Below are 684 nucleotides of genomic sequence, written 5' to 3'. Positions count from 1 at the left end.
GCCGTGTTGGTCATTTCAGTGTCGACTGAATAACCTTCTGTGTCTGTGACAGTTATGCTGTTGCCTGCTGCATCGGTTGCTGCTAGCGAAGCATCAATCACTTTGTCGCCATCTGCTACCAAGTCTGCGCCCGGTACGTTAATACTGAAGTTACCATCAACATCCACTGGACCGGTAAAGGTTTTGCCATTTACCGTCAGCGTCACAGTATCGCCGGTTTGGAAATCGCCTGAGGCTTTACCCGTGACTGGAATTTGTTGCGCCGCTTCCGCTGCGTTAATGATATCATCGGCTGTGATGTTTTCATCTAACGTGATGGCCGTGTTGGTCATGTCAGTGTCGACTGAATAACCTTCTGTGTCAGTAACTGTCGCGGACCCACCTATCGCATTGGTCGCTACCAAAGACGCTTCGATAGTGGCGTCTGGATCAGCGGCTAAATCTGAACCCGGTACGTTAATACTGAAGTTACCATCAACATCCACTGGGCCGGTGAAGGTTTTACCGTTCACCGTGAGCGTCACGGTATCACCGGTTTGGAAATCGCCACTCGCTTTACCCGTCACTGGAAGTGATTGGCTTTGCTCTGCCGCATTAATGATGTCGTCTGCGGTGATTTCAGTATCTAGGTTAATGGCTGCATTAACGGATAAGTCTAATGAATAACCTTCGCTGTCGGTCACT

Annotated in this window: 1 protein-coding gene; it reads right to left on the bottom strand. The window is 49.6% G+C overall.

The genetic code is table 11. From position 1 onward, the window contains the following. Nucleotides 1–684: Ig-like domain-containing protein (locus D1Z90_RS20905; protein ID WP_119912675.1), on the bottom strand; the 684-nt coding region annotated here is incomplete at both ends.

The sequence above is a fragment of the Motilimonas pumila genome (assembly GCF_003596335.1).
In the GTDB taxonomy this organism is placed as follows: domain Bacteria; phylum Pseudomonadota; class Gammaproteobacteria; order Enterobacterales; family CBDFNC01; genus Motilimonas; species Motilimonas pumila.
This window is presented reverse-complemented; position numbering and strand designations above follow the sequence as displayed.